Annotated in this window: 15 protein-coding genes and 1 tRNA gene; 5 read left to right on the top strand and 11 right to left on the bottom strand. The window is 66.0% G+C overall.

The window, feature by feature from the left end:
• Positions 1 to 9 precede the first annotated feature (9 nt).
• The 3 genes from folD to QFZ83_RS09035 are packed head-to-tail and all read left to right on the top strand — an operon-like array spanning position 10 to position 3602.
• Positions 10 to 861, top strand: coding sequence for a bifunctional methylenetetrahydrofolate dehydrogenase/methenyltetrahydrofolate cyclohydrolase FolD (gene folD, locus QFZ83_RS09045; RefSeq protein ID WP_307505222.1), 852 nt, complete (start codon positions 10 to 12; stop codon positions 859 to 861).
• A gap of 5 nt (positions 862 to 866) precedes the next feature.
• Positions 867 to 2924 (top strand): M3 family metallopeptidase, encoded by a 2058-nt coding sequence (locus QFZ83_RS09040; RefSeq protein ID WP_307505220.1) that lies wholly within the window; start codon positions 867 to 869, stop codon positions 2922 to 2924.
• A 30-nt stretch (positions 2925 to 2954) separates the two neighbouring features.
• On the top strand, positions 2955 to 3602 hold the full coding sequence (locus tag QFZ83_RS09035; protein ID WP_307505217.1) for a glutaredoxin family protein: 648 nt from the start codon (positions 2955 to 2957) through the stop codon (positions 3600 to 3602).
• A gap of 18 nt (positions 3603 to 3620) precedes the next feature.
• Here QFZ83_RS09035 and rpiA read toward each other — a convergent pair whose 3' ends face one another.
• On the bottom strand, positions 3621 to 4334 hold the full coding sequence (gene rpiA, locus QFZ83_RS09030; RefSeq protein WP_307505214.1) for a ribose-5-phosphate isomerase RpiA: 714 nt from the start codon (positions 4332 to 4334) through the stop codon (positions 3621 to 3623).
• 45 nt (positions 4335 to 4379) lie between these two features.
• Here rpiA and QFZ83_RS09025 point away from each other — a divergent pair, with 45 nt between their 5' ends.
• The gene (locus tag QFZ83_RS09025) at positions 4380 to 5456 is read left to right on the top strand and encodes a quinone-dependent dihydroorotate dehydrogenase (protein ID WP_307505211.1); all 1077 of its coding nucleotides are present in this window, start codon (positions 4380 to 4382) and stop codon (positions 5454 to 5456) included.
• 17 nt (positions 5457 to 5473) lie between these two features.
• On the opposite strand, the gene QFZ83_RS09020 is transcribed toward QFZ83_RS09025, so the two are convergent.
• The 3 genes from QFZ83_RS09020 to QFZ83_RS09010 form a co-directional block, all read right to left on the bottom strand.
• The gene (locus QFZ83_RS09020; RefSeq protein ID WP_306878415.1) at positions 5474 to 6184 is read right to left on the bottom strand and encodes a phage holin family protein; all 711 of its coding nucleotides are present in this window, start codon (positions 6182 to 6184) and stop codon (positions 5474 to 5476) included.
• Between the two features lie 69 nt (positions 6185 to 6253).
• Positions 6254 to 6550 carry a DUF883 family protein gene (locus tag QFZ83_RS09015; RefSeq protein WP_013542148.1) on the bottom strand — a complete coding sequence of 99 codons (297 nt, stop codon included), beginning with the start codon at positions 6548 to 6550 and terminating at the stop codon, positions 6254 to 6256.
• Between the two features lie 130 nt (positions 6551 to 6680).
• Positions 6681 to 7784, bottom strand: a complete 1104-nt coding sequence (locus QFZ83_RS09010) for an NAD(P)/FAD-dependent oxidoreductase (RefSeq protein ID WP_307505207.1) — start codon at positions 7782 to 7784, stop codon at positions 6681 to 6683.
• Between the two features lie 344 nt (positions 7785 to 8128).
• Here QFZ83_RS09010 and QFZ83_RS09005 point away from each other — a divergent pair, with 344 nt between their 5' ends.
• On the top strand, positions 8129 to 8926 hold the full coding sequence (locus QFZ83_RS09005) for a DUF1266 domain-containing protein (RefSeq protein ID WP_307505204.1): 798 nt from the start codon (positions 8129 to 8131) through the stop codon (positions 8924 to 8926).
• Between the two features lie 51 nt (positions 8927 to 8977).
• Here QFZ83_RS09005 and QFZ83_RS09000 read toward each other — a convergent pair.
• From QFZ83_RS09000 to iscU, 7 genes are all read right to left on the bottom strand, one after another.
• Positions 8978 to 9052, bottom strand: a tRNA-Val gene (locus tag QFZ83_RS09000).
• Between the two features lie 57 nt (positions 9053 to 9109).
• The gene (gene dnaQ, locus QFZ83_RS08995) at positions 9110 to 9832 is read right to left on the bottom strand and encodes a DNA polymerase III subunit epsilon (protein ID WP_306878419.1); all 723 of its coding nucleotides are present in this window, start codon (positions 9830 to 9832) and stop codon (positions 9110 to 9112) included.
• Between the two features lie 85 nt (positions 9833 to 9917).
• Complete coding sequence (gene fdx / locus QFZ83_RS08990) at positions 9918 to 10256, bottom strand: ISC system 2Fe-2S type ferredoxin (protein WP_013542153.1); 339 nt, start codon at positions 10254 to 10256, stop codon at positions 9918 to 9920.
• Between the two features lie 9 nt (positions 10257 to 10265).
• The gene (hscA, locus tag QFZ83_RS08985) at positions 10266 to 12128 is read right to left on the bottom strand and encodes a Fe-S protein assembly chaperone HscA (protein ID WP_307505200.1); all 1863 of its coding nucleotides are present in this window, start codon (positions 12126 to 12128) and stop codon (positions 10266 to 10268) included.
• Between the two features lie 6 nt (positions 12129 to 12134).
• Positions 12135 to 12653 (bottom strand): Fe-S protein assembly co-chaperone HscB, encoded by a 519-nt coding sequence (gene hscB, locus QFZ83_RS08980; RefSeq protein WP_306878422.1) that lies wholly within the window; start codon positions 12651 to 12653, stop codon positions 12135 to 12137.
• Positions 12654 to 12716: 63 nt separating this feature from the next.
• Positions 12717 to 13040, bottom strand: a complete 324-nt coding sequence (gene iscA, locus QFZ83_RS08975; RefSeq protein WP_007828190.1) for an iron-sulfur cluster assembly protein IscA — start codon at positions 13038 to 13040, stop codon at positions 12717 to 12719.
• 1 nt (position 13041) lies between these two features.
• Complete coding sequence (iscU, locus tag QFZ83_RS08970) at positions 13042 to 13461, bottom strand: Fe-S cluster assembly scaffold IscU (RefSeq protein WP_307505196.1); 420 nt, start codon at positions 13459 to 13461, stop codon at positions 13042 to 13044.
• Positions 13462 to 13505 lie beyond the last annotated feature (44 nt).

Below are 13505 nucleotides of genomic sequence, written 5' to 3'. Positions count from 1 at the left end.
TCGAAACCGATGACCGCCCAACTGATCGACGGCAACGCCCTCGCCAAAACCATCCGCGCCGAAGTCGCAGGCCGCACCGCCGCACTCAAGGCCCGTGGCGTGAACCCGGCTCTTTCCATCATCCTCGTGGGCGAAGACCCGGCCAGCCAGGTCTACACAAAGCACAAGGTCAACGACAGCACGCAGACCGGCCTCGAAGCCACGCTGGAGATCTACCCCGCCGACATGACCGAGGCCGACCTGCTGGCCCGCGTCCGCGCCCTCAACGACGACCCCGAGGTGCACGGCATCCTGGTTCAGTTGCCGCTGCCCAAACACATGGACAGCCAGAAGGTCATCGAGACCATCTCGCCCGCCAAGGATGTCGACGGCTTCCACGTTGCCAGCGCCGGTGCGCTGATGACCGGCGCTCCCGGCTTCTGGCCCTGCACGCCGCACGGCTGCATGAAGATGCTCGAAGCGATCGGCTACGACCTGCGCGGCAAGCATGCGGTGGTCATCGGCCGCAGCAACATCGTCGGCAAGCCGATGGCCATGATGCTGCTCGCCAAGAGCGCCACCGTGACCATCTGCCACAGCGCCACGCAAGACCTGGGCGCCATCACGCGGCAGGCCGACGTGATCGTCGCCGCCGTCGGCAAGCTGAACCTGCTCACGGCCGACATGGTGAAGCCCGGCGCCGTCGTCATCGACGTCGGCATGAACCGCAAGGCGGACGGCAAGCTGGCAGGCGACGTCGACTTCGATGGCGTGAAGGAAGTGGCCAGCTGGATCACCCCCGTGCCCGGCGGCGTCGGCCCGATGACCCGCGCCATGCTGCTCGCCAACACCCTTGAAGCCGCCGAACGCGCCGCAAAGTAACTTTCATGGCCATCACGAACAACCCCCTCCTCGACTTCAACGACCTCCCGCTGTTCGACCGCATCAGGCCCGAGCACGTGGCGCCGGCCGTAGACACGCTGCTGACCGATGCCGAGACCGCCCTGCAGGCCGCGACGGCGCCCGAATTTCCCGCCGATTGGAACGCGATCTCGAAGGTGCTCGACGTGGCTTCCGAGCGCTTCAGCCGCGCTTGGGGCGCCGTCGGCCATCTCAATGCCGTGGCCGACACACCCGAGCTGCGCGCCGCCTACAACGAGGCGATGCCGCGCGTCACCGCGTTCTGGACCCGCCTGGGCTCTGACGAACGGCTCTACGCCAAGTACAAGGCCATCAACGTCGCCACGCTCAACGCCGAGCAGCGTCAGGCGCACCGCAACGCCGTGCGCAACTTCGTGCTTGGTGGCGCCGAGTTGCAGGGCGACGCCAAGAAGCGCTTTGCCGACATCCAGGAACGCCAGGCCGAACTCAGCCAGAAGTTCAGCGAAAACGCGCTCGACGCGACCGATGCCTTCGCGTACTACGCCAAGCTCGGCGAACTCGAAGGCGTGCCTGAAGACGTGGTGAGCGCCGCGCGCGCTGCCGCCGAAGCCGACGGCAAGGACGGCTACAAGCTCACGCTCAAGATGCCCTGCTACCTGCCGGTGATGCAGTTCGCCAAGAGCAGCGCCTTGCGCGAAACGCTCTACCGCGCCTACGTCACGCGTGCCAGCGAGTTCGGCGATGCCGCCTTCGACAACACGGCTCTCATCACCGAGATCCTCGCGCTGCGCGAAGAAGAGGCGAAGCTCCTGGGCTACAAGAATTTCGGCGAACTGTCGGTCGTGCCGAAGATGGCCGAATCGCCCGAGCAGGTCGTCAAGTTCCTGCGCGATCTGGCGACCAAGGCCAAGCCGTATGGCGAACGCGACCTGGCCGACCTGCGTGCCTTCGCCGCCGAGCAACTGAGCATCACCGATCCGCAGCCCTGGGACTGGAGCTACATCGGCGAGAAGCTCAAGGAAGCGCGCTATGCCTTCAGCGAGCAGGAAGTGAAGCAGTATTTCCCCGCGCCGAAGGTGATGGCGGGCCTCTTCAAGATCGTCGAGACGCTGTTCGAGGTGTCCATCCGCCGCGACAGCGCACCGACGTGGCACCCGAGCGTCGAGTTCTATCGCATCGAACGTGCGGGCCAGAAGGTCGGCCAGTTCTACCTCGACCCCTCCGCCCGCGCCGCCAAGCGTGGCGGCGCCTGGATGGACGACGTGCGCGCCCGGTGGCTCCGCCCCGACAACGGCGTGCTGCAGACGCCGGTCGCGCAATTGGTCTGCAACTTCGCGAGCGGCGTGGACGGCAAGCCGCCGCTTCTCACGCACGACGACGTGACCACCCTCTTCCACGAGTTCGGCCATGGCCTGCACCACATGCTCACGCAGGTGAACGAGCGCGACGTCTCGGGCATCAGCGGCGTCGAGTGGGACGCGGTCGAGCTGCCGAGCCAATTCATGGAAAACTTCTGCTGGGAGTGGGACGTGCTCAGCCACATGACGGCCCATGTCGACACCGGCGAACCGCTGCCGCGTGCCCTCTTCGACAAGATGACCGCCGCCAAGAACTTCCAGAGCGGCCTGCAGACGCTGCGCCAGATCGAGTTCTCGCTGTTCGACATGCTGCTGCACACCGAATACCACGCTGCCGCCGCGAAGCCGGGCGACGTGATGGCGCTGCTGGGCAAGGTGCGCAGCGAAGTGGCGGTGATGCCCTCGCCGCCGTTCAGCCGCACGCCGAATACTTTCAGCCACATCTTCTCGGGCGGCTACGCGGCCGGCTACTACAGCTACAAGTGGGCCGAGGTGCTGAGCGCCGACGCCTATGCGGCCTTCGAGGAAACCGTGGGCGCCGACGGCGAGCCGAACATCGAGACCGGCCGCAAGTACCGCCAGGCCATCCTGGAGGCTGGCGGCAGCCGCAGCGCCATGGATTCGTTCAAGGCTTTCCGCGGCCGCGAGCCCCAGCTTGATGCATTGCTGCGACATCAGGGCATGGCCGAGGCCCAGCCTGCTTGATGCAGCGCTGAAGCTTGCGATACTCGGGACATGTATCTGACGTCTTACAAATTCCCGTCGCATCGCCTGACCGGTCTCGCCCTGCTGCTCGTCGCCGCAGGTGCGATGGCCCAGCCGATCTATCGCAACGTCGACAAGAACGGCAAAGTCACTTTCTCGGACCGCGCGCCTACGGCCAGCACCGAACCGGCAGCGGCCCCGCAAGGCGCCAGTTCACCGGTCAACACGGCAGGGCTGCCCTACGAGTTGCGGCAGGTGGCGCAGCGGTATCCGGTCACGCTGTACACGAGCGAAGACTGCGCACCCTGCAGCGCGGCCCGCACGCTGCTCACCACGCGCGGCATCCCATTCGAGGAACGCACAGTCAAGAGCAATGAAGAAATCGAGGCGCTGCAGCGGCTGAGCAGCCAGAGTTCGCTGCCGCTGCTCACCATCGGCTCGCAGCAGCTCAAGGGCTACGGTGATGCGGAATGGTCGCAGTACCTCGATGCGGCCGGCTACCCCAAGAGCAACAGCCTGCCCGCGGGCTACCGCAATGGGCCGGCCCGTCCCCTGGTCGCCGCACAGCAGGCGGCGCCGGCACCCCGCGCCGCAGCAGCACCCGCCGCACAGCCTGCGCCACCGCCCGCCGCACCGAGCGATCCGGGTGCAGGCAACCCGGCGGGCATCAAGTTCTGACGCCGGGCGGTTCGCCCCTCAGGCGAACTGCATCGTCTTCACGCCCGTCGCGGTGCCCAGCAGGCACACATCGGCCTTCTGGTGGGCAAAGACGCCGACCGTCACCACGCCCGGCCATTGGCTCACCTCGGACTCGAAAGCGAGCGGATCGGCGATCTGCAGGCCCGTCACGTCGACGATGTGCTGGCCGTTGTCGGTGACCAGCGGCAGGCCGTCCTTCTCGCGCACCTGGGCGACTCCGCCCAGCTTGGCGAACTGGCGCATCACGCGGCGCACCGCCATCGGGACCACCTCCACCGGCAGCGGGAAGGCGCCCAGCGTCTCGACCAGCTTGGAGGCGTCGGCGATGCAGACGAAGCGCTTGGACTGCGCCGCGACGATCTTCTCGCGCGTGAGCGCCGCGCCGCCGCCCTTCACCATGAAGCCCCGGTGATCGATTTCATCGGCACCGTCGATGTAGACGGCCAGTTCTTCCACCTCGTTGCTGTCGAACACTTGAATGCCGAGCGCACGCAGGCGTTCGGTCGATGCCACCGAGCTCGAGACGGCACCCTTGATCTCGTCCTTGATCGTCGCCAGCGCATCGATGAACTTGTTGACCGTCGAGCCGGTGCCCACGCCGACGATCTCGCCCTTGACCACATAGGCCAGCGCGGCAAGGCCGACCTGGGTCTTGAGTTCGTCCTGGGACAGGACAGGGGTCGCGGGGGCTGGGGAGGCGGGTGCGGTCATCGCGGAGAATCCTTGGCTCATTGAAGTCGAGACGAGAATTATCCGATGCCCCTGCTGCTGCCCTCTTCGCTCTATGGCCTGGCCCGCCCTTTCCTGTTCGGTTTCGATCCCGAGCACGCCCATGAAATCACCCTCGACGGCCTCGCCCGTACGCAGAACACGCCGCTGGCCTGCGCCTATTCCGCACCGCGCGTGGACGACCCCGTCACGCTGGCCGGGCTGACCTTTCCGAACCGCGTGGGCCTGGCTGCAGGGCTCGACAAGAACGCCCGCTGCATCGACGCCTTTGCAGCCATGGGTTTCGGGTTCGTCGAAGTCGGCACGGTCACGCCGAAAGCGCAGCCGGGCAATCCGAAGCCGCGCATGTTCCGCCTGCCGCAGCGCGATGCGCTGATCAACCGGCTCGGTTTCAACAACGAAGGGCTCGACGCCTTCCTGGCCAATGTGCAGAAGGCACGTTTTCGCAAGAGCGGCGGCGGCAAATCGCCAATGCTGCTGGGCCTCAACATCGGCAAGAACGCTGCCACGCCGATCGAGCGCGCGGTGGACGATTACCTCGCCTGCCTGGACGGCGTGTACCCGCATGCCGACTACGTGACGATCAACATCTCGAGCCCCAACACGGCCAACCTGCGCACGCTGCAGAGCGACGAAGCGCTCGATGCGCTGCTCGGCGCAGTGGCCGAGCGCCGCGAGACCCTGGCCACGCGCCACGGCAAGCGCGCGCCACTGTTCGTGAAGATCGCGCCCGATCTCGATGAAGCCCAAGTCGCGGTCATTGCCGCAACACTGCAACGCCACCGGATGGACGGCGTGATCGCGACGAACACCACGCTGGCTCGCGAGGCGGTGGCCGGACTGCCGCATGCGGAAGAAGCCGGTGGCCTGTCTGGCGCGCCGGTACGCGAGGCGAGTAACCGCGTGATTGCGCAACTGCGTGCTGCATTGGGAAAGGACTTCCCGATCATCGGCGTGGGCGGCATCCTGAGCGCGGCCGACGCCAGGGCCAAGATCGCCGCGGGCGCGGACGTGGTGCAGATCTACACCGGCCTCATCTACCGCGGCCCGGCGCTGGTCCGCGAGACGGCCCAGGCGCTGCTGCGTGATCGCAGCAAGGCCTGAGACCTTTCACTTCTTCGTCAGCGCATGCGCCAAAGAATCGGCGCGATGACAGCTGCCCAGCGCAGCAGGCGCTTCGGGCGGAGCACCACCACGGCGGCGGCTGCGACAACGCCGGTCGCCACCGGATGCGCCCGCGCAATTCGCAATGCGGCGGCAGAAGCCGTCTCATTGGGCGGAGGCGCTGCGCGCTCCGGACTGGCGGGCTCTGTTTCGCGGCCACCTTGCAGCGTCGCGATGCGCTCGCGTTGACGCTCCATGCGTGCCAGCAACTCCTCGCGCGTGGACGGGCGCGGGGGTCGCGGCGCTTCCTCGTCTTCCGGGTCCTTGCCGAGGCCGAAACTGTCCTGCACCCAGGCCCAGTCGCGCTCGAACTCCTGGCGTGCCGGAGTGAAGCTGTTGGAGGCATTGCGCAAGGTCTGCAGCAGTCCGACCACCGCGGCCAGCCAGAGCACGACCCAGACACCGGCGACCGACCATGCGGCCGTGATGCGGTGCGGCGTTTCCCAGAAATGCACCACCACCGCCACCGACAGCAGCGCGACGGTGACCGTAGTGAGCCCGAGCACGGCCACCACGAGGACGAGCATCAGCTTCAGGCGCTGCTTCTCGTCTTCCCAGGCCATGCGCAGCAGTTGCACCCGGTCTTCGGCTGCCAGCGCACCTTCGGCGGCAGCAATGCGCAGTTGCCGTATGCGGCCACTCAGCCCCAGTAGCGAGAGCAGCCTCATGGGCATGCTCCAGCCCCGCTCAACGCGCGGAAACGAACGACCCGGCAGTGCGCGCTTGGATCAGCGCGATCAGCGGCGGCCAAGCAACAGACCCACCAGCACGCCGACGGCCAGTGCGGCGCCTGCGATCTGCCAAGGTTCGTCGTGGGCGTAGGCGTTGGTGGCGGTGGCCGCCTCGCGCGCCTTCTTGGCGGCGAGCTTGCTCTTCTCGGCGGCGAGTTCGCGCGCGATGGCGAGCTTGGTGTCGATGCGCTGACGCAGCGCCTTGATGTGGGGAACCGAATCCAGGTCCTTGCTGGCCAACACGCCGCGCACGTCGCTTGCGATGTCTTCGGCTGCTGCTTCAAGATTGTTGGATGCACTCATTGGAATCTTTCCTCCGTGATGGCACCGGCACCGCGCCGGCGGCTTCACGCCAGCATATGGCGTGGTGTCATGTTACAGGCTCAAAAGCCCCTCATGCGCGGCAGGTGTGCAGACTTGTGCGCGCGATGGCTCATGCATCGGCCAGCAGCCGGGCGACATGGGCACCGATCGCGAGGCTGCTGGTGAGCCCCGGCGATTCGATGCCGAACAGATTGACCAGCCCCGGCACGCCGTGCGACGCGGGACCATCGATCCTGAAGTCGGCAGCCGGCTCGCCGGGGCCCGATATCTTCGGCCGCATGCCGGCGTAGCCCGGGATCAATCCACCATCGGGCAGCGCAGGCCAGTACTTGCGCACCTCGGCATAGAAGCTATCGCCGCGGGCGGGTTTCACCACGAGGTCGTCGGCCGACTCGACCCACTGCACGTCGGGGCCGAACTTGGCCTGGCCGCCGAGGTCGAGCGTCAGGTGAACGCCAAGGCCTCCGGGCTCGGGCACCGGGTAGATGAGACGGCTGAAGGGTGCCCGGCCGGACAGGGTGAAGTAGTTGCCCTTGGCGAAATACTCGGTCGGGATCGCCGACGCGGACAGCCCTTCGAAGCGCCGGGCCAGCGCCGGCGCACCGAGCCCCGCCGCATTGACGACGCTGCGGCAGCGCAGCGCCGTTCCGTCCTCGGCGATCAGGACGATGCCGCGCTCGCTGCATTCGGCGCGCGTGATGGGCGACTTCAGCGCCAGCATGCCGCCCGCGTTCTCCAGGTCGCCGAGCAGGCTCAGCATGAGTGCGTGGCTGTCGATGATGCCGGTGCTGGGCGAATGCAGCGCCGCCGTGCAATGCAGTTGCGGCTCCATCTCCAGTGCCTGCTGCGCGGTGATCTGCACGAGGTCGTCGACACCGTTGGCCTCGGCCTTCGCGCGGATCGATTCGAGTTGGACAACCTGCTCGGCGGAGGTCGCCACGATTAGCTTGCCGCAACGCCGGTGCGGCACACCGCGCTCCGCCGCATACGCGTAGAGCGCGTTCCGCCCTTCCACACACAGCTTCGCCTTGAGCGAGCCCTGCGGGTAATAGATGCCGGCATGAATGACTTCGCTGTTGCGCGAACTGGTTCCTGTGCCGATGGCACCTTCGGCTTCGAGCACCAGCACCTCCCGGCCCGCAAGCGCCAATGCGCGCGCCACTGCCAGCCCTACCACACCACCGCCAATGACGGCGCAATCGAGTTCGTCCATGGCGCGAGCTTATCGCGGCCCACCCAGCGGCTCACGAGATGGAGGGCGGCGGCTCCGGATCCGTAGGCTCGTCGGGGGGCGTGCTCGGCCCTTCATCGGGCTCCACCGGCAACTTGGGTGACACGGGAGCTGGAATATCGGGATGTGTAGCCATGGTCGCCTCCTTTCCCTCCTTCTATGCGGTTGCCGCCAGTGGCCAGCCAGCATGCAGCGGGACTTGGCGTCAGCGCGGGCCGACAGTGCAAATACAGGCGAGAACTGCTGTTTAAGATTCGCCGTCACGCCGATTCAGCCGGCATCCAATCCGGACGCATTCATGTTTCAAGAAAACTGGAGGGAAATCAATGGGCATCAGAGACACGCTCGGGCATGCGCTGCTCGACAACGAGAAGCTTCATTTCGGCACCGCGGAGACGCTCACGGCAGACGAGCAATGGCTGGTCACGCTCAGCGCGCCGCTGTCCGCGTTCAACGGCGATTTCGTGAATGCCGTGGTTACCGGGAAAGATGACGACGAGTTGCGCGGCGGCATCGCCGAAGTCTGGAACGTGCACGACCGTGAGAGTTTCGAGGAAACGGCGCGGTGGCTGGCGGAGGAAGGACAGCGTTCGACCTATCTGTCCACCTGGCAGGCCATCGCCGCGGTCGATGCGGCGACCCAGAGCACGCCAGCCGTTCTGCGGCTGGTCATGGATGCGTGGTTTCCGGCGTTCTTCCAGATCAAGGCGCGCAAGAGCCTGGACTACCGCGCGCTGGGGGCGGAAAGCGGACGGTCGGTGACGGACCTGAGCCAACTGGTATCGGGCAGCCCGAGCTGGGTCAATGCCTTGCGCAAGCACTTCAAGGTTTCGCCGTCCCAGATCTCCAATCTGGTCGCCTGGGATGCCGTGCGGCTGGCGAGCCTTTCGCGTTGGGCGGTGCAGCTCGGCTTCATCGGGCGAGAGGAATTCGCTGGCTTCGCGGGGGCGTTGAACGCGCAGGTGCGCGAGGCGTATGCCGATTGGTCGCAGGTGAGTGCCGCGTACATTGCCGCTGGTCTGATCTGGCGCTATTCCGACGCGCGCGAGGAACACCTGCTGCGCACGAACCGCATGCTGCTGAACGACGCCCGCAGCCCCTATCGCAGCGTGCCCTTTCGCTGAAACGGCGGCACCAACGAAAACGGCACCCGAAGGTGCCGTGTCGTGAAATTTTGGTGGGCGGTGGAGGTTTCGAACCTCCGACCCCAGCAGTGTGAATGCTGTGCTCTACCCCTGAGCTAACCGCCCGTGGCACAGCGAGTTGCTGTGCCGTGGAATCAATCGCGTTGTCTGCGAAGCCTTCGATTATGCCACAGCATTTCCGCCGTTTTGGCGAAACAGCGTGCGGCCGCCGCTGGATTTGTCGAGCTGCGACAACACCGCCTCGTGCGCAGCCAGCTCCTGCTCGCCCGCCGTGATGACTGGCAGTTCGAACTGGCTCAGGTCGATCGCCACCACCGTGGTGCCTTGCGCGGGCTCGTTCGATGCCACGTCGATCAGCAGCGCATCCTGCCCACGCGTGAGATTGATGTAGACGTCGGCCAGCAGTTGCGCGTCTAGCTTCGCGCCGTGGAAAGTGCGGTTCGAGCGGTCGACGCCAAAGCGGTCGCACAAGGCGTCGAGTGAATTCCGCTTGCCCGGGTAGACCAGCTTCGCCATGGCCAGCGTGTCCGTCACTTCGGCAACGAAGGTGCGCAGCGGCGGCAGGCCCGCGCGCTCGAATTCCTTGTTGAGGAACCCGACGTCGAAAGCCGCGTTGTGGATGATCAGCTCAGCGCCACGCAGGTACTCAATGATGTCGTTGGCGAGCGTGGCGAACTTCGGCTTGTCGCGCAGGAAATCGGTTGTCAGGCCGTGCACCTTGAGCGCGTCCTCATGGCTCTCGCGCTCGGGGTTGAAGTAGATGTGCAGGTCGTTGCCGGTGAGCTTGCGGGCGAACAGCTCCACGCAGCCGAGCTCGATGACGCGGTCGCCGTTCTCGGCAGAGAGGCCCGTAGTTTCCGTATCGAGGACGATCTGGCGACTCATGCGTGCCCCCAGTCTCGGCACTTCGTGTCCTCGCCGCCCCCCAAGGGGGTGCGAGCTTGCTTGGGGCGGCCCGGCGCTGCGCTCATCAGTGGTTTTCCTTGGCGTGATTGATCGAATACTTCGGAATCTCGATCGTCACATTCTCCTGCGCCAGGATCGATTGGCAACTCAGGCGCGATTGCGGCTCCAGGCCCCAGGCGCGGTCGAGCAGGTCTTCTTCGCCCTCTTCCGCTTCGTTGAGCGAATTGAAGCCTTCCCTCACGATCACGTGGCAGGTGGTGCAGGCGCAGCTCATCTCGCAGGCGTGCTCGATGTTGATGTGGTTGTCGAGCAGCGCCTCGCAGATCGAGGTGCCGGCGGGCGCGGTGATCTCGGCGCCCTGCGGGCAATACTCGGGATGCGGGTAGATCTTGATCGTGGGCATGTTGTTGTTCTAGAGGGATTCGACCTTGCGGCCGGCGAGTGCGCGCGCAATGCCCGCGTTCATGCGCTGGGCGGCAAAGGCTTCGGTGTCGTTGGCCAGCGTCTTGGTGGCGGCTTCGATGGCGGCAGCGTCGGTGCTGCCCTTGGCGGCTTCGCGCAGCTCGGCCATCGACGCGTCGATGACGGCGCGCTCGTTCTCGTTCAGCAGGTCGCCGTCGGCATCGAGCGCGCTCTGCGTGGCGAGCAGCATGCGGTCGGCATCGACGCGCGCCTCGACGAGCGCGCGGGCCTGCATGTCCTGCTGTGCCGTGGAGAAGCTCTCCTGCAGCATGGTCGCGATCTGGTCGTCCGAAAGGCCGTACGACGGCTTGACCGCCACGCTGGCTTCGACGCCGCTGCCCTGCTCCTTGGCGCTGACGCTCAGCAAGCCATCGGCATCGACAGTGAAGGTCACGCGGATGCGCGCCGCGCCGGCCGCCATCGGCGGAATGCCGCGCAGCGTGAAGCGTGCGAGGCTGCGGCAGTCGGACACCAAGTCGCGCTCACCCTGCACCACATGCAGTGCGAGCGCCGTCTGGCCGTCTTGATAAGTCGTGAAGTCCTGCGCCATCGCGGTCGGGATGGTCTGGTTGCGCGGCACGATGCGCTCGACCAGGCCGCCCATCGTCTCGATGCCAAGCGAGAGCGGGATCACATCGAGCAGCAGCAGATCGCCCGCGCCGTTGTTCCCGGCCAGCTGGTTGGCCTGGATCGCTGCGCCGAGCGCGACGACTTCATCCGGGTTCAAGTTGACCAGCGGGTCACGGCCAAAGAACGCAGCCACCGCCTCGCGAATCTGCGGCATGCGGGTGGAACCGCCAACCAGGACGATGCCCTGCAGGTCATCAGCCTTGAGCTTCGCATCGCGCAAGGCCTTCCGGACGGCGGCGATGGTCTTGTCCGTGAGCGGTTTGGTCGCCGCATCGAAATGTGCGCGCGTCAAATCGAATCGCACAGAGCCACCGGCCAAATCCACGTGGAAGGCGACGGCGTCCGAATCGGTGAGCGCCTCTTTCGCAGCGCGGGCTGCCACGAGCACCGCGGCCTTGTCGCTGTCGTTTCTGACCTTCACGTCGGTTTGCGCGAGCACGAAATCGGCGAGTGCGTGGTCGTAGTCGTCGCCGCCGAGCGCCGAGTCGCCGCCCGTCGCGATGACCTCGAACACGCCCTGGGTCAGTCGCAGGATCGAGATGTCGAAGGTGCCACCGCCAAGGTCGTAGACCGCGTAGACGCCTTCGCTCGCGTTGTCGAGGCCGTAGGCGATGGCCGCGGCCGTGGGCTCGCTGATCAGGCGCAGCACGTTGAGGCCGGCCAGTTGCGCGGCGTCCTTGGTGGCCTGGCGCTGGCCTTCGTCGAAGTAGGCCGGCACGGTGATGACGGCGCCGTAGAGCTCGTCATCGAAGGTGTCTTCGGCACGGAAGCGCAGCGTGGCCAGGATCTCGGCGCTGATCTCTACGGGCGACTTCTCGCCCACCGAGGTCTGCACCTTCACCATGCCGCCATCGTCGCCGCCGATGCGGTACGACATGGATTCGCGGTTCGCGATGTCGGCAAGGCCGCGACCCATGAGGCGCTTGACCGAGGTGATGGTGTTGGCAGGGTCCTCTGCGCGTGCGGCGAGCGCATCGAAACCGATCTGACGGCGGTCCCCGTCGAGGTAACGCACGGCCGAAGGCAACAGCACACGGCCCAGGTCGTCGGGCAGGCACTCGGCCACGCCATTGCGCACTGCGGCCACCAGCGAATGCGTGGTGCCGAGGTCGATGCCCACGGCGATGCGGCGCTGATGCGGGTCGGGCGCTTGGCCGGGTTCGGAAATCTGAAGAAGAGCCATAAGGGCCTATTGTCCCAACTGATCGAATCTGGCTTCGACGTCCTGTCCGAAGCGCTCAATGAACATGAGGGCTCTCACCTGCTGCGCGGCAGCGGGGTAATCGCCCTTCTCGTCGATCAGCCAGTCGAGGGACGACAGCGCGCGGGTGCGCGCAGCCTCGACCTCGGCCTGCAGCTTCTCGACCGCGGCGATGTTCCCGGCGTCGTCGAGCGCTTCGCGCCATTCCATCTGCTGCATCAGGAAATCGGGCGGCATCGCCGTGTTGTTCTCGGCGTTCAGCGGCGCGTCGTGCAGCTCGCAGATGTAGCTCGCGCGGCGAATCGGATCCTTCAGCCGCTGATAGGCCTCGTTGATGCGCACCGACCACTGCATGGCCACGCGCTGCGCCGCGGCGCCTTGCGCGGCAAAGCGGTCCGGGTGCGCTTCGCGCTGCAGCTCTTTCCAGCGCGCGTCGAGCGCGGCGCGGTCCTGCGCGAAAGTCGCTGGGACGGCAAACAGTTCAAAGTCGGTGTCGTTCAGGTTCATGGCAAGAAAAAACCGCCAGCACATGACATGGTGGCGGCTGTGGTCGCAATCAGCGACGACGCATCAGATGCGGAAGCTCTCTCCGCAACCGCAGCGATCGCGCTCATTGGGGTTGATGAACTTGAAGCCTTCGTTCAGACCTTCGCGGACGAAGTCGAGCTGCGTGCCGTCGATGTAGGCCAGGCTCTTGGGATCGACCAGCACCTTCACGCCGTGATCTTCGAACACCACGTCTTCAGGTGTGAACTCGTCGACGTACTCCAGCTTGTAGGCCAGGCCCGAGCAGCCAGTCGTCTTCACGCCCAGCCGCACGCCCACGCCCTTGCCTCGTTTGCCGAGGTAGCGGGTGACGTGGCGCGCAGCGGCTTCGGTCAGCGTGACGGCCATTTCAGTGAACAGCTTCGGCGGCCGACCCGGCGGTCTTGGCGCCGTGCTTGGCCTTGTAGTCGCTCACGGCCGCCTTGATGGCGTCTTCCGCGAGGATCGAGCAGTGGATCTTGACCGGCGGCAGCGCCAGTTCTTCGGCGATCTGTGCATTCTTGAGTGCGGCCGCTTCGTCGAGCGTCTTGCCCTTGACCCATTCGGTCACGAGCGACGACGAGGCAATGGCCGAGCCGCAACCGTAGGTCTTGAAGCGCGCGTCTTCGATCACGCCGGTTTCGGGGTTGACCTTGATCTGCAGCTTCATCACGTCGCCGCAGGCCGGTGCGCCGACCATGCCGGTGCCCACCGAGTCGTCACCCTTTTCGAAGGAGCCGACGTTGCGGGGATTTTCGTAGTGGTCGATGACCTTGGAAGAATATGCCATGGTGTACCTCTCAAACTTTGTTCAATCGTGGAGCCTTGGGCGGG

This window comes from Variovorax sp. W1I1 (assembly GCF_030815625.1).
Lineage (GTDB): Bacteria > Pseudomonadota > Gammaproteobacteria > Burkholderiales > Burkholderiaceae_C > Variovorax > Variovorax paradoxus_C.
The sequence above is the reverse complement of the archived record's forward strand: the minus strand, read 5'-3'. Positions and strand labels throughout refer to the sequence as shown.

Excerpts from the sequence above, each read along its gene's own strand:
- folD (WP_307505222.1), top strand. The coding sequence starts at position 10 with ATGACCGCCCAACTGATCGACGGCAACGCCCTCGCCAAAACCATCCGC.
- hscB (WP_306878422.1), bottom strand. The coding sequence starts at position 12,653 with ATGAACCTGAACGACACCGACTTTGAACTGTTTGCCGTCCCAGCGACT.
- QFZ83_RS09020 (WP_306878415.1), bottom strand. The coding sequence starts at position 6,184 with ATGAGGCTGCTCTCGCTACTGGGGCTGAGTGGCCGCATACGGCAACTG.
- fdx (WP_013542153.1), bottom strand. The coding sequence starts at position 10,256 with ATGCCCACGATCAAGATCTACCCGCATCCCGAGTATTGCCCGCAGGGC.
- dnaQ (WP_306878419.1), bottom strand. The coding sequence starts at position 9,832 with ATGAGTCGCCAGATCGTCCTCGATACGGAAACTACGGGCCTCTCTGCC.
- iscU (WP_307505196.1), bottom strand. The coding sequence starts at position 13,461 with ATGGCATATTCTTCCAAGGTCATCGACCACTACGAAAATCCCCGCAAC.
- QFZ83_RS09040 (WP_307505220.1), top strand. The coding sequence starts at position 867 with ATGGCCATCACGAACAACCCCCTCCTCGACTTCAACGACCTCCCGCTG.
- QFZ83_RS09005 (WP_307505204.1), top strand. The coding sequence starts at position 8,129 with ATGGGCATCAGAGACACGCTCGGGCATGCGCTGCTCGACAACGAGAAG.
- iscA (WP_007828190.1), bottom strand. The coding sequence starts at position 13,040 with ATGGCCGTCACGCTGACCGAAGCCGCTGCGCGCCACGTCACCCGCTAC.
- QFZ83_RS09025 (WP_307505211.1), top strand. The coding sequence starts at position 4,380 with ATGCCCCTGCTGCTGCCCTCTTCGCTCTATGGCCTGGCCCGCCCTTTC.
- QFZ83_RS09010 (WP_307505207.1), bottom strand. The coding sequence starts at position 7,784 with ATGGACGAACTCGATTGCGCCGTCATTGGCGGTGGTGTGGTAGGGCTG.
- hscA (WP_307505200.1), bottom strand. The coding sequence starts at position 12,128 with ATGGCTCTTCTTCAGATTTCCGAACCCGGCCAAGCGCCCGACCCGCAT.
- QFZ83_RS09015 (WP_013542148.1), bottom strand. The coding sequence starts at position 6,550 with ATGAGTGCATCCAACAATCTTGAAGCAGCAGCCGAAGACATCGCAAGC.
- QFZ83_RS09035 (WP_307505217.1), top strand. The coding sequence starts at position 2,955 with ATGTATCTGACGTCTTACAAATTCCCGTCGCATCGCCTGACCGGTCTC.
- rpiA (WP_307505214.1), bottom strand. The coding sequence starts at position 4,334 with ATGACCGCACCCGCCTCCCCAGCCCCCGCGACCCCTGTCCTGTCCCAG.